This window comes from Psychrosphaera sp. 1_MG-2023, from assembly GCF_030548245.1.
Classification (GTDB): Bacteria; Pseudomonadota; Gammaproteobacteria; order Enterobacterales; family Alteromonadaceae; genus Psychrosphaera; species Psychrosphaera algicola.
The window spans coordinates 21370-36501 of record NZ_JAUORW010000028.1 but is presented as its reverse complement, the minus strand read 5'-3'; the positions used below and the strand labels follow the sequence as shown (position 1 = coordinate 36501).

The following is a 15132-nucleotide window of genomic DNA, read 5'->3' as shown; positions in this document are numbered from 1 at the left end:
TGACGCTTGACCCACTTTCGACTGGCGTAGTCACTGTTATAGTTGATTGACTGCCCACTGCGGCGGCATCATCAATGGAAACCACACCGCTAGCGTTAACCGTTGCCACACTCGTACTTGAACTTGTCCAAGTTGAAGCCCAACTCAAATTCCCGAGCTCCTCAGTACTGGTATCGCTAAATGTACCTAAAGTATCTAGCTCTAGCTCCCCACCTTTTGGAATGGTGGGCGCTACATTTGTAATCGCTACACTCGACAAAATTGGATCGCCGACGGTTAACGTTAACGTACCAATAACAAATGTACTTGAACTTGATGATTCTAATGCTTTTAACTGGATGTCGACCGTATCGCCAACTGTCGCATCTGATTTAATTGAAACCAAACCGCCAGTGTCGACCGTCGCAATAGTTTCGTCAGAGCTACTCCATACTTGAGTCGTTAGCAGTGTCGAGCTTTCATCAGACAATACAGCGGCAACGTTTATTTGCCTTGTCGTCCCAACAGGTACTTCGGTAGCAGTTCCAAAACTAGGAGTAGCAGGAGTTAAAGTTAAACTTTGCAGTGTTGCCTGACCTGCTGTCACGGTTATTGATTTCGAGACGATTGTTGTTGAGCCGTCTACCACTGGCGCAGATACTGTGATTGTCGACTGACTTCCCACAGCGGCCGATTTACTCATACTAACGACACCACTACTGTCGACAGTTGCTACAGTAGTACTTGAACTCGACCAAGTTAACGTTAATGGCGTTGGAAACCCACTGCTCGTATCAGTCAAAGTCCCTTCTGCAACTAAATCAAGTGTTGTGCCTTTAGGAATTGTTGGGGCGACGTTTGTAATCGCGATACTTGACAAAATTGCCTTATCAACCGTTAAAGTCAACGTATTGGTTATGTAGTTCGAAGAACCTGGTAAATCTAGTGCTTTCAACTCGATAACAACATTGTCATTTTCCGTTGCGTCGGATTTGATTGAAACCAAACCGCCACTGTCTACCGTTGCAATTGTCTCGTCAGAGCTACTCCAAATTTGGTTTGTAGCTAACGTGGTACCACCATCGGATAACAAGGCTGCAACATTTATTTGCTGACTTGTGCCTATAGGTACATCAGTTGAGTCTGCCGACATTGTAAAGCTTTGCAGTGAAGCCTGACCCGCAGTGACGATAACTGAGCCAGAAACTAAATCGGTTGAACCGGTTTCTACTGGGGCAGTTACGGTTATCGTTGCTTGACTGCCTAATACAGCGGCCGCATTTATAGTTACTGTGCCATTACCATCAACCGTCGCTATATCTGTATTTGAGCTCGACCAAGTTAATGTGGTTGGCAAATCGTTACTATTATCCGTTAACGTACCAGCCTTATCTAAAGTTAATTCCGCTCCTCTAGGAATAGTCGGTGCATCTGTTGTGATCGCAATACTTGATAAAATTGGAGTATCTACAGTGATAGTTATTGTATTGCTGATGTATGTGCCAGACCCCGGTAAATCGAGTGCATTGAGTTCGATGACAACAGAGTCTCCGTCTGATGCATTTTGACTAATAGTAACTAAACCAGTTGTGCTAACCGTCGCAATATTCTCATCAGCACTACTCCACACCTGTGAAGTTGACAATGTCGTACTGCCATCCGACAACAATGCAGCAATATCAATTTGTTGCGATGTACCTACCGGCACATCCGTTTCCGTAGCTGATAAGGTTAAACTTTGCAATTTCGCTTGGCCTGCCGTCACTGTCACTGTATCTGACACAAGCTGGCTTGAATCAGTTTCCACTGGTGCGGTTACAGTAATCGTTGCCTGACTACCAACACTCGCTGCAGCATCTATAGTTACTGTGCCATTACCATCAACTGTCGCTACATCTGTATTTGAGCTCGACCAAGTTAATGTGGTTGGCAAATCGTTACTATTATCCGTTAACGTACCGGCCTTATCTAAAGTTAATTCCGCTCCTCTAGGAATAGTCGGTGCATCTGTTGTGATCGCAATACTTGATAAAATTGGAGTATCTACAGTGATAGTTATTGTATTACTGATGTATGTGCCAGACCCCGGTAAATCGAGTGCATTGAGTTCGATGACAACAGAGTCTCCGTCTGATGCATTTTGACTAATAGTAACTAAACCAGTTGTGCTAACCGTCGCAATATTCTCATCAGCACTACTCCACACCTGTGAAGTTGACAATGTCGTACTGCCATCCGACAACAATGCAGCAATATCAATTTGTTGCGATGTACCTACCGGCACATCCGTCTCTGTCGCTGATAAGGTTATACTTTGCAATTTCGCTTGGCCTGACGTCACTGTCACTGTATCTGACACAAGCAGGCTTGAATCAGTTTCCACTGGTGCGGTTACAGTTATTGTTGCCTGACTACCAACACTCGCAGCGGCTAAAATCGTCACTTCACCTGTAGCATCTACTGTCGCTACGTCAGTATTTGAGCTCGACCACGTTAAAGTCGTTGGTAAGCCATTGTTATTGTCTGTCAACGTTCCCAATGCGGTAATATCTAACGAAGTACCTCTCGAAATGGTTGGGGGGGCTGTGGTAATTTCAATGCTCGAAAGTATTGGATCTCCGACCGTCAGCGTCAAAGTATCTGTAATGTAAGTTGTTGAACCAGAAAGCTCTAGCGCCTTAAGTTCGATTACAACAGTATCACCCACTGTCGCACTTGATTTAATCGAAACTAAACCGGTACTACTAACCGTCGCAATATTTTCATCAGCACTACTCCACACCTGTGAAGTTGACAATGTCGTACTGCCATCCGACAACAATGCCGCTACTGATATTTGCTGTGATGTCCCCACAGGCACATCCGTCTCTGTCGCTGACAATGTAATATTTTGCAAGGCTGCTTGCCCTACAGTTACTGTTACTGTATCCGAAACCAACTGGCTTGAATCAGTTTCCACTGCTGCGGTTACAGTAATCGTTGCCTGACTACCAACACTCGCAGCGGCTAATATCGTCACTTCACCTGTATTATCTACTGTCGCAACACTGGTATTTGAACTCGTCCAAGTTAATGTCGTTGGCAAACCATTATTATTGTCTGTCAAGGTCCCCATAGCGGTTATATCTAAAGAGGTGCCCCTCGAAATAGTTGGTGGAGCTGTGGTAATTTCAATGCTCGAAAGTATTGGATCTCCGACCGTCAGCGTCAAAGTATCTGTAATGTAAGTTGTTGAACCAGAAAGCTCTAGCGCCTTAAGTTCGATTACAACAGTATCACCCACTGTCGCACTTGATTTAATCGAAACTAAACCGGTACTACTAACCGTCGCAATATTTTCATCAGCACTACTCCACACCTGTGAAGTTGACAATGTCGTACTGCCATCCGACAACAATGCCGCTACTGATATTTGCTGTGATGTCCCCACTGGTACATCCGTTTCCGTTGCAGACAATGTGAGACTTTGCAACCTCGCTTGCCCAGCGGTTACCGTTAACGTATCACGCACGGTAACACTTGAACCAGCTGTAACCGCGGCAGAAACCGTAATTGCGGCTTGACTACCAACTGATGCCGAAGCCTTTATCGTGACCACACCATTTGAATCTACTGTCGCCACGTCAGTATTTGAGCTCGACCAAGTTAATGGTGTTGGTAGACCATTGTTGTTATTTGTTAAGGTTCCAACAGCCGCAATAGACAGCGTGGTGCCACGCGAAATTGTCGGTGGCGCAGTGGTAATTTCAATACCAGATAATAAAGGTTCGCCAACCGTCAATGTTATATTGCCTGAAATATAAGTAGATGAACCAGCTTGTGCAAGCGCTCTAAGCTCAATATCAACGCTATCACCAGCTGTCGCACTAGGTTTGAATGTGACTAAACCGCTACTATTAACGGTTGCAGTGTCCGTGTCTGAGCTACTCCAAATTTGAGACGTTAAAATGCCACTGGTTCCGTTCGACAAAGAGCCAACGGCCACAACTTGCTGAGTCGTGCCCACTGGAACTGTTGTATTTGTCGCCGACAAGGAAATAGTTTCTAGTGCCGCATTAATTACCGTAATCGTCATCGACGAACTTGTATAAACGCCAGAACCGGGGTTTATTTCAGCCTTAGCCGTAATCAATGCCTGACTACCAACGGTTGTTGCATTTAAAACACTTACAACACCGTTACTATCTACCGTCGCCGTATCAGTATTCGAACTCGACCAAATAACCCCAGATGGCGAATCACTTGTACCGTCACTTAAAAGACCAGTAATGGTTAACTGTAAGCTTAGTCCTAGCCCCAATTCTGAATCAGGTTGAACGATATCGATAGTATCTAATAATGGCGCCGCAATAGTTAATTCATATTGATCAACAATATATGTACTTGAAGTTGCTTCTTTTTTAGCTCGCGCAGTAATGGTAACCGTTGAACCGATGGCAGCAGTGTTCGTTGTTGACACTACGCCTACTGAACTCACAGTTGCAACACTCGTATTTGAACTTGACCACTCTAGGGTGGTTGGAATACCGAGGCCATTATCTGACAACATGCCAGAAACCGATAATGAAATATCTGTCCCTCTAGGAACACTCGACGAACTAGACGAAATCGTTAATGTATCAAGAACCGGAGGTAGAACTGTTACTAATATGGAATCTGTAACCAGAACACTAGAATTAGTGGTTTTTGGTGCTGATACTGTTATACGAGCTGTGCTACCTAATGTCGCACCGTTCGGTATTTCAAGGGTCCCCGTATTGCTGATCACAGCGATATCAGCGTTACTCGTCGACCAAGATAATATAGGCGCAGAGCTGCTGTCAGACATGACACTTGCCGGCACCATTGTTATTGCGGTTCCTCTTGCAACACCTATGTCACCATTTGTTATCGACAAGTTTTCCACTAATGGCGCACTCACCGATAATACGGTCGAGTTACTAATAATATTTGACGAGCCGATAAATGATGGTGCTGAAACTGATATGGTTGCTACGTCACCGATTTGTGCTGAATCTGGAACAGTAACCACCCCTGTTGTAGCGTCAATCGACATAACCGCTGGGTTTGAACTTGTCCAAGTCAAAGGCGTTGGTAACCCTAATGTGTCATCCGTTAATAACCCAACCGTAGTCAAGGTACTTGAAGTCCCACGAGCGACCGAACCACCTATTGAGTTGATCGCCAATGAAGCTAGTACTGGGTTTCCGACGGTTATCACTGACGTTGCTGTAACATCGACGCTAGAACTGAATGACTCTTTCGCTTTGGCGCTAATTGTTGCAAAGCTACCAATATTCGCCGTACTTAAAACTAACACCGCGCCGCCATTATCAACCGTCGCAACTGACGTATCAGAAGACTGCCAAGTCACTGTTGTTGGTAGATCAGTGGTACCATCAGTCATAGTGCCCGTTGGCACCATTTTTATCACAGAGCCACGTGCAATCTCACTATCTGGGTAATTTAGGCTTAGGGTATCGAGTACTGCATCTCCAACTGTAAAATCGAGGACATTACTGCTTAACAATTCATTTTCAGCATTTGTGATACTCGCGGCAATCTTTACCTCACCTAAATCAAATGTAGAAATCGTACCGTCACTTGCCGGGTCAGCCAAACTGCTGTTTGAGGTTGTCCAAGCAACGTGTTCCGTTAGATCTAAAGTCGAATTATCTGAATAAGTTCCTGTAGCACTTAGCTGTGCTGTTCTCCCATCGGGTACAGAAGTTTGATCAACTTCTATAGAAATTGCATTTAATAATGGTGAGGTTACCGAGACATCAATATCACCACTTATAGGATTGTTGTCGTCAAGTGTCCAATCAGCAGATACCGACAATAGGCCAGCGTTTGCTGTTTTCACTTGGGCATCCGACGTATTCTCGTCACTATCAACTAAAACACCCCCAGCACCAGACACTTGCCAATCTAAACCTTCAGTGAAAATAATGGATTTACCGTTTTCAGCTTTACCAATCGCGCTAAAATCTTCTGTTTGACCGGCATAGACGGTCTCTCGCACATTGGTAATGTTAATTTCAGTCAGGGCACTAACGGTGATAAATGTTTGCTTACTTATTTCAACACCGTCGAAATTATTTATCCGAGCACTTATCGGCCCAAAACCATTTTTATTCGCAACAAAACGACCACCTAGTTCCGTTCCAGAAGTCATGCTACCAATTAATAAAGCAACGTCATCACCCGGTCGACCAACTTGCCATGTAACTTCTTCGGTTAAGTCTGTACTACTGCCGTCAGAATAAAACCCCATCGCGGTAAATTGCAGTGGCAAATTGATGATAGTGGTTGGGGATAATGGTGATAATTCAAGATATTCTAATAACGGACCACCAACGACAATTGGATAGTCGACATAAATTGTTTTTGATTCGCCAAGTTCATCAATCACAAGTTCAGCAGTGATGACTGTTTCACCTTCTTCAATAGGCGTTAAAATACCAACTACATCAACCGTCGCAACTGATGGATTTGAAGACGACCAACTTACTTCACCGTTAAGACCAGAGCGGCTTTCATTCGAGTAAATACCTGTCGCTATAAGTAGATCAGGGACTCCTTTTAAAAATAATGCTTCTGGTTGTGGACTAACCGTAAAGCGCTCAAACGTCGGTGTTATTTCAATTGAACGTAAAGTTGCTGCAGAGATGCTTACTCGTGTTGTGGTAGAAATTTCTTCTTGCCCCGGCGGCGTGTACTTAGCAAAAACTTCTATTTCACCGGCAAACTTCGCATATAAATCGCTAGCATTGGTTTGGTTAAAATCAGCAATCGCGGTATTCGAAGAAGACCAAGTCACGGTATCTGTTAGTTCTAAAAATCTATCATCCGATGTATAACCAGTAGCCTCAAACGTAATAGTATCGCCAGCAACCATTTTAGTATTAGTTGGAGCAACTTCAATTAGTTCGAGTATTGGCGCACCTACTATAATTTCAGCGCTAGAGAAAATCTGATCACCATATCGATTTGCCGATGATACGGTCAATGTTACTATGTCATCTCCTTGCGTTAGCCCAGTAACTAACCCTTTTAAGTCACTATTGTTAATAATAGCAACCTCGTGCTCATCAGTATTTGGAATGCTCCAATTGGTCGTCACTTCTTTAGTTATTTCTTTTTCAGTCGTGTCGGCATATACGGCAAATGCTTTAAATTGGAACTGTGATCCTAAAGACACTATCCAAGGGGTATCACTGGTATTTGGCTCAATTCTTATAGACGTAAATACGGTTTCAATTCGATTCAACAAAATCGTTGCTGAGTGACCTTTTCCAGATATAACTTCTGTCGCTGAAATGGTTACCACTGACCCTTCTCCTGGCAATATTTCAACAAAGCCGGTGGTTGGGTTTACTTCCGCGACTTCAATATTACTACTTTGCCATTGCGCCGCACTAACATCTTCTATTTGTTTATAGCCACCATCGGAATAAATACCCCAAATATCAATTTGGACACTTTCACCACTTGGTACATTAACGCCATAACTTAATGCCGCCGGAACTAAGTTAATACTTTCTAAAACCGCAATGGTTACCGGGAAGTTAAGAGGTTGTGATATCACAATATTATCAGCGTTAGTGATCGACGCCGTTACGACAACGTCCGCTTCACTCGAGTTCGCAGCAAAGACTCTGCCTGCGCCGCTTCCAGCTTCAACAATACTTAACACATTACCATCGGACGTATCCCACGTTACCTTACTAGAAATATCCTGAGTAGACCCATCACTATAGTGACCAATCGCCTTGAAAACACCACTTTGACCTTTCGCCAATTGGCTAATTAGCTCATCTCCGATACCGTCTTTATTAGAATCGTAATAACTTTCGATCTCGATAGTTTCTAAGAGTGGAGGCGAAATTGAAAATGCAATATTTTGGTTTGTTTCAACATTGTTGTAGTTAACATCGATAAATGTCGCATTTAATGTGGCGTCACCTTGCAGTATAAGATCTAACGTATTAGCTAATGCAGAGTTAAACCCGATAAAACTTTCAAACTCAGGCGCAATCGACCAACTGACATAGTCACTTATATTACGTGCAACCCCATCAGAAAAATTACCAATTGCTTGAATAGATTGTGTATAACCTTGCCATAAGCCTTTTTCTTCGGGCAGTACTATACTGAATGAATCAAGTTTAGCAGGTACAACATTAACATTGATTTCATCAGAGACGATACCAGCATCACCTTCCACCGTGGCAGAAACGGTTAATGTACCAAGTGCGTTGGCTGTCGAATTAGCTTCGATGAAAAAACCATCTACCGCGACGATACTGACCAAGCTGTTATTTGACGATGTCCAAACGACATTGGTTTCATCACGTTGGGTGCCATCGGTGTATAATCCTACAACTCTGACCGGCGTGCGGACACCTTTAGGAATCGAAAGTAACTCATTTTGCCAAACATTCTCGTCTGTGGCTTCAATGGTTATCTGAGTCAATAGTGCCGAGGTTGTTGACACAGCAAACCCCGTACTTATAATATTTTCACCAATATCATTGACTAATGACGCTGTTATTAGAGTGTCCCCAACACTGCTAGCAATTAGTTCATTTGGGTTGGACGAATTGAAACTCGCAATGGTTTCACTAGCTGAGTTCCAGGTAACTAACTCGGTAATATCCTCTCGAATATTATTTTGAAAATTCCCCATAGCCCGCCAAGTAGAGATTAAACCTAAAGCATAACGCTCTATTACTGGTTCAACGTCAATTGACAATAACAATGGTTTATTAACAACGAGTGGCAGTGTGCCTGTTATTTGAGTCTCGCTGCGATTCATCTTCACAACGGTTAGGTCGACAGTACCTACTTCAAAGGTGTCGACCTGAAACTTTTCACTTTCTTGGTCGTAACTCGCAGTGGCGATATCGGATTGCGATGATGAAAAGACTAACGTTTCATCTGTGGTGATATCAGCGACATCCAAATTTGAATATAAAGCTTCGACGACAAAAAATTCGGTTTTATCAATTGCGATTGTCAATGGTTCAGTTTTTAAGGTGTCATTAATGGGTTTTATTGTTAAACCATCCACGACTTTCTCTTCAACATTCAGTGAAAAACTCGCTGCCGTGATTGAACTCCCGTAACCGTTATCAATCGATGCGGTAATTGCCGTGGTACCAACTTGTGTTGTTTGGAAATTACCAAACTCATCAAATGTACCAATCGCTGGACTATTATGTTCCCACTGAACCAATGAGGACCTGTCAATTTTTGTATTGTCAGTAAATGTTGCTGTCGCTTGCATCACTATCTGACGACCTAAAGGCGTCGATGCTGTGCCCGTTATTTCCAAAGAAACAATAGCAGCTGGCGTAACTTCAATCGTTTTTGTTGCTAGTAACTGCTCACCAATGCCATTATTAATCTTAGCTGAAACAACAACCTGACCTTTAGATAGAGATGATATTTTGCCGGTCGCGTCAATTTGAGCCACCGATTCATCATCTACGGACCAACCAATACCTTCTAGTAACTGGCTTTGAGAATCGTCACTAAATGTACCAAATAACGTCAATTCTATGCCGTTACCCAGAATAATTTGCTCGTTATTGGCTTCAATATCGACTTGTTGTAATAACGGATCTATCGACTCTATGGTAATCGACGTTTTATTTTGACTATTTATTGCGTCAATTGTAAAAGTAACGGGCTTTAATATGGTGATTACATTTTCGTACCCTTGTTCAGACTCTAATGAAGCAACGCTTGGATCACTCAACGTCCAAGTATACTCGTCCGCTTGAAAGCTTTGATTATCGCTCGACAATGCCGCGCTAAAATCCTTTAGCCCCGTATCCTGATTGTAAATTGCAAGTGCGAATTTATCGCCTTTTCTAATGCTAGATTCGTCTCCTACTCTCACCTGTAAAGGCTCTAAGCGAATTTCATAATTTGAATTTAACGGTTCTTCTGTGACATCACAGGCCGCCAACAGCAAAACAAAACCGTATAGCAAGTAACGAGAACAATTGGTTAGTAATTTAAACAAATTCATCTTCATTCTTTTAATTTACACTCATCTTGCGACAGCATGACAAAGTCCCTTTAAATTGTTTTACTAATAAGTTTCAAACTTAATGTTGTATTCTATTTCTTTCGCGTTTTCAGGCATTTCCGATACCATCTGGCGATAAGCATCACCTATCTTATAAGACAAATAAACTGTGGTGTCTGGCCAATATCGAGTCACCGTAATAATCGTATCTTTTGCTTTCCAGCTATATTTAACTTCACCAAAATTTAGGTCACCTTTCGATTCAAAAGGTAATCCATATTTATCATTAATTAACTCTATAATTTGTAGCACATAGTTTGGCGCATTGTGGGATGGGAATCGATATTCTAATGATGCTACCTGGTCGGTTTGCAAGCTATAACCAACAAACAACCTATCTGTACTTTTTAGCAACTTAGACGACTCGTATATATCAAACCAATAATTATCTTGTTCTCTAAGTGGGTTAGCAAAATTACTCTTGAGCCTTTGCCTTAAGTTTTTTCGCGTTGTTGAAGCCAATGTCCCACCATACAACACCAGAGATGTTTTTAACGTCTCTAACATTTTTTGTAAAAATGGTAATCGTTGCTGTGAGGGTAAGTAACCTTGTTCAGCCGCTTTGGTGTGCCAAAATAACGCACGTTGAGTGTCCATAGGTGTCGCAATACCCTGCTCATACATCAAGCCTAGGTTATACTGAGCGTCAATAACACCTTGATTAGCAGAATTTGTATACCACTTAAAAGCTTCTTCATTATTCTGCTGAACACCAATGCCAACCCTGTAAAGGGATGCTAGGTTACTTTGTGCTGCCGCATGATTCTGTTCAGCCGCTAAGGTGTACCATTTTGCAGCTTGAGTAAAATTAAAAGTTTTTGAACGACTTTGCTTATAGAGCGCCATCAAGTCAGATGATAATGGCACTTTGTCTTGTTGATTTAATAGTCCATAACTAAATTGGGCTCCTGCATGACCCTTTTTCGCAGCTGATAGCAACCAACGGATGCCCTGATCAAGATTTTGTTCAATTTTGACACCTGATACATAAGCTCTGCCCAATTCAAATTGCGCATCTACGTAGTCTCTATTCGCAGCCAACTTTAACCAAAGTATGCCCTGATCATAGTTTTCTTCAACACCTAAGCCATTCATAAACATCAAGCCAATATAATATTCAGCTCGAGGATCTTCTTCTTTTGCTAATGGCAACCATTCAACAAGAGCTCTTCTATAATTTTTATCATTATAAGCAATGAGCCCCTGGTCGAAGTCGCCTTCAAATCCTAGGTCATACAAAGGAGCAAGAGATTTAAAGTCTGGCATCACTTTTGTGAATGAACCACCTTTCCCATCCGCTTTGCCAAATTTGGGCTGCTCTGAATCAGATTTTTTCTTGTCCGAGCCTAAATCCAATAGTGGCACGCTATTTAATGAACAACCATGAATAGCCAATATCGAAGCTAAAATTATACTTTTCTTTAACGACATAGTTTAATGACTTATTTTAGTTGAAATCTTTGCTGTTAATACCTAGCGACAACTTCCACTGGATATCCCGACTGACGTGATCGCATTGTTGTAAAAAAGACAAAAATGCAGCGCTATCACTCATTTCTTGTTCTTTAGCAACGGCAATCCCCTCACCTTTTATCCTACGAATTTCAGCTAAATGTTGGGTCAATAATCGATAATCTTTGGTGTCAGCTTGCTCTTGCTCCTGTGCATTCACATCTTCTAACAATGCTTGAATTCGTTGTAATCGAGCAGCTTGCTTGTCTTTTTCATACGTTTCATTAATGCCTATCCAACGTGAACGAACATTCCAAATAATGATAATGGCAAATAATAAAAACCACTTCATACTCCAAAGTAACAGTAGTGAGTCAAATAACGCCGTTTTGAAACTGCCATACGGATTAAAACGTCTTTTCGTTACATCATGTAGCAACAGTTGGTCAGATTTCCCCTCGCTCTCTTTTAACCATTTAGATAATAAAGGGAATTTTAATGTGAAATTTTTTGTCTCCATAACATCAATCAGCATGTTCACTATATCTGATGATAAATCGAGTCGACTCACCAGCCATACATTCTCTGAAACGGTTGGTAACCATTTGTCTGGCATTGGACCAAAAGATGAAGGATAAACCCCCATAGCAAAATTAGCATTTTGGTAAAGATTGTTACGTTCGACAAATCCCTCGGCCGCATCAATAGATATAAGGCTGAAATTACCGCTGCTCATTAACTTCTTCATATAGGTATCGTTAACACTGGTGCTAATGATTGCACCATCTAAGTTACGGCCTTCGAGTAAATCAAGGTGCGACACTTCAGTATTTAATAGCGAGGACTCTTCAATTTGATAATGTTCTAATAGTTTATAAGCGGCTTTTCTGTGATCACTTTTTAATCCGCCTAAAGAAATTCGCTTGCCTGACAAGCCATAAATGGAACGAATGCCGGAATCGACATGAACAACAATGTGCAACAAATGTTTTTCAATTGGTGCGATGACCGCTAAGTTTGTCATATCCGTAGCACTTGGAGAAATTAAAGCTACATCGGCTTTTCCTGACTGCAAAGCTCCTCGGTTGATACCTGAAGAACCACTCTCAACCAATTCCACTTTATAATCAGAACGTGTTTCAATTGCTTGTTTCAATTCTTTGCCAATTTGAAATAAATAGCTCGTCCTTTCACCAGACGCGACCCGAATCACGGTGCTGGAATTGCTTTTATAATACCCTACATAAATGACCCCAATTATAGCGACGATCATTAATGACCAGCTAATAAAAGGCCTAACGTTATATAAGTTCATAAACTATTCCCTTTGAGTTATGTAAGTACCTATTTAAGATACTGATTTTATTCTAAAACGATAATATTGCTTTAAGGCCACCATCATTTTAATAATTTGATTTACCAATATTATCTTTTTATAAACATTCTTATTCTAAATTAAGCCAAAATCATTACTTTAACTTGCGAAGGGCTTAACGTCGCACCAAAAGAGCCCGGCATCATGCCATTTTGACCTGACAAACCGAGCATTTTATTGGAAGGTAAACCACCAATAAAAGTTTTCACACTACCTAGCAATTGCCTTTGTGGCCCCATAACCATGCCAGATAACGGATTCATCATTAGTCCAGCGTTATCACCATTACTCATTGGAGTAATAGTTAACATATTATGATTTGGCATAGCCAAAGTTAATACTTTTACCTGCGATGGAATACCCATCGCTGTCACCGCAATATTAGGATAAGGCAACGGTGTTGGAATTGGCCCGACCGGTGAAGGTATGGGCGTTAAACACACGTCTGGAAAAGCCATATTCATTGCCGGCATCTGTGTTGTCGCGAAAACCATTCGATTGTTATCCTTTATCCCATATGGATCCGTTCACCATCAATTTTCATATCTTTCTCGGCAGTAATGACTGCATGTTGCGAACGAATTGTGGTGGTAGATGACACATTTTGCACGTAATTTTTACTGTTTTTCTGTTCAACACCTTCAACGTTTGAAAAGCTATTTTTAACCGTTTTAATCAATTTATCAGCTACCGAGGTAATTAGCTCTGATAATGTTTGAATTGAAGTCCATTGTGCCTTTAAATTTTTTCCCGAAACTTGCATTTCAGTACTATATACTTGAGTGCTATTTGCCGTAATGTTTAAATCTTCTGACACAATGCTATGTTGTCTTGTCGCGGTAAGTTTTATATCTCGGTGGCTCGAAAATGTTAAATCGCCTTGTTTTGTTTCGACTTTCAGGCTTGCAGGAAAACTCAGTTTGGCATCTTGGTTATCTGGCCTTTCGATTACCGCAATAATATGGCTTTGCTTACCATCAACGTTAATTAAAACTTTATCTCCGGTTTCGGGTTGAACAAAACAACTGAATGCGAGTTGAGCGCGATACGCCCCCCTATCTGATAAAACCATATATTCACGATTAAACCCCCCCTGTATGACAGCGTGTTCAGTAAACCCTATTTTAGCTTTTAAATCACTCGATAACGGTATATTCATAACATTCTCTTATTTTGCAGCCCATTGTTCCGCTTTTAATTTTGTTTCGTCAGTTTCTAAAGCTAACTTTCGGCTCGCACCTTTCCAATTGGTTTTCTGCTCTTGTATTTCATGCAAATTAGTACGATACAAACTAGTATTCGACATATCCGCCTCGTCGAGAATAGCATGGCTAAATTCAACATATGTTAAATCTGCTCCACTAAATACAGATCCTGTGCAATCTGCTTTTTCAAACAGTGCCTGCTCAGCTTTGATTTTAGTAAAGTTAACCTTAGTTAATATGGCTTCTTTTAGCAAAGCCTGTGGCATATTTGCATTTTCAAAATTAGCAAATGACAAGTCTGCTTCGACCAAGTTAGCCTGAGCCAATATCGCGCCGCTGAAATTGGCACTCGTCAATTTTGCTTGCATAAAACCGGCTTGCGATAAATCTTTATTGCTAAAGTTTGTATCTGATAAATCGCATTGCTGAAATTGTGGTTTAATAAATCCTACTTTTGTAAAATCAAAACCTGCGAAATTCGCTTTCATGAAAAACGGCAATTCCCATTGAACTTCATCTAAATTAATAGCTTCAACTAAGGGCTCAAGAAAATTAACACGAAACGCCGTTGAGCCTGCCCAACTCGTTTTTGAAAGATCAGCATTAATAAACGAACTTTGATTTATTTTGCAACCTAAAAATTTAGCGCCAGCTAAAACCGAGTTGACAAAATTCGTATTCTCCAAATTAGTATTGGAAAAATCACTCTCCGCTAATTTTGAGTCGACAAAATTAGCTAACCTTAAATCACAGCCCACCAGCGACATTCCATTTGCCTCTGCTTCTATAAAGTTGGCTAGTATGAGGTTTGCGCCATCAAGCTTTGCATTGCTAAAAGTACAGTTAATAAAGTTACACTCTTTTAACTTAGCTCCGGATAAATTTGCCCTTGAGAAGTTTACCGACTCAAAACTGCCGCCCCCTAAGTCCACGCCTTGATAATCACCATCGGACAAATCAACACCGTCAACAATAGGCTTGCCACCTTTTACTGCATCAATTAGTTCCTGTTTCAACAC

6 protein-coding genes are annotated in these 15132 nt (G+C 41.5%); all 6 read right to left on the bottom strand.

Going from position 1 to position 15132, the window contains the following annotated elements:
* On the bottom strand, window positions 1-10021 hold a 10021-nt coding region (locus tag Q4575_RS18535; RefSeq protein ID WP_303523824.1), incomplete at its 3' end, for an Ig-like domain-containing protein.
* A gap of 63 nt (window positions 10022-10084) precedes the next feature.
* Window positions 10085-11512: a tetratricopeptide repeat protein gene (locus tag Q4575_RS18530; RefSeq protein WP_215961870.1), complete on the bottom strand. Its 1428-nt coding sequence runs from the start codon at window positions 11510-11512 to the stop codon at window positions 10085-10087.
* Window positions 11513-11528: 16 nt separating this feature from the next.
* On the bottom strand, window positions 11529-12848 hold the full coding sequence (locus tag Q4575_RS18525) for a TAXI family TRAP transporter solute-binding subunit (protein WP_215961871.1): 1320 nt from the start codon (window positions 12846-12848) through the stop codon (window positions 11529-11531).
* Between the two features lie 140 nt (window positions 12849-12988).
* Window positions 12989-13402, bottom strand: coding sequence for a DUF4150 domain-containing protein (locus tag Q4575_RS18520; protein WP_215961872.1), 414 nt, complete (start codon window positions 13400-13402; stop codon window positions 12989-12991).
* 14 nt (window positions 13403-13416) lie between these two features.
* Window positions 13417-14067, bottom strand: a complete 651-nt coding sequence (locus tag Q4575_RS18515) for a DUF3540 domain-containing protein (RefSeq protein ID WP_303523823.1) — start codon at window positions 14065-14067, stop codon at window positions 13417-13419.
* A gap of 9 nt (window positions 14068-14076) precedes the next feature.
* Window positions 14077-15132: a pentapeptide repeat-containing protein gene (locus tag Q4575_RS18510; RefSeq protein WP_303523822.1), complete on the bottom strand. Its 1056-nt coding sequence runs from the start codon at window positions 15130-15132 to the stop codon at window positions 14077-14079.

Coding starts and splice junctions, on each gene's coding strand:
- Q4575_RS18530 (WP_215961870.1), bottom strand. CDS start 11,512: ATGTCGTTAAAGAAAAGTATAATTTTAGCTTCGATATTGGCTATTCAT.
- Q4575_RS18525 (WP_215961871.1), bottom strand. CDS start 12,848: ATGAACTTATATAACGTTAGGCCTTTTATTAGCTGGTCATTAATGATC.
- Q4575_RS18520 (WP_215961872.1), bottom strand. CDS start 13,402: ATGGTTTTCGCGACAACACAGATGCCGGCAATGAATATGGCTTTTCCA.
- Q4575_RS18515 (WP_303523823.1), bottom strand. CDS start 14,067: ATGAATATACCGTTATCGAGTGATTTAAAAGCTAAAATAGGGTTTACT.